The organism is Pontibacter sp. JAM-7, assembly GCF_048548695.2.
Lineage (GTDB): Bacteria > Pseudomonadota > Gammaproteobacteria > Pseudomonadales > Balneatricaceae > Neptuniibacter.
This window is the reverse complement of the sequence record NZ_JBLYIF020000111.1, coordinates 1-229: the sequence shown is the minus strand read 5'-3', so window position 1 is coordinate 229 and position 229 is coordinate 1. Positions and strand designations below refer to the sequence as shown.

Genomic DNA, 229 nt, shown 5'->3' with positions numbered 1-229 from the left:
ATTGAACCTGGGGTCAGAAGAAAGCTTTCTTCTGACCCCGTTTTCACTCACAGCCCCTCGGGCAGAATCAGCTCATAAACCATCCCCAATCCATTGGTAAACCCACCAAAACCATCCCTGCCCCCACGATCCGACGTAAAGTACATCCTCCGCCCGTCCGGCGAGAACGCAATACCGGCAATCTCGGAGGCATCCTGCCCGACTATCTGCAGCAATGGCTTCAGGGTGC

The 229-nt window shown here is 55.5% G+C and carries 1 protein-coding gene; it reads right to left on the bottom strand.

The window, feature by feature from the left end; all coding sequences use genetic code 11:
- Positions 1–47 precede the first annotated feature (47 nt).
- The coding region (locus ACFVYJ_RS14005; protein WP_463255492.1) for a hypothetical protein at positions 48–229 on the bottom strand (182 nt) is incomplete at its 5' end.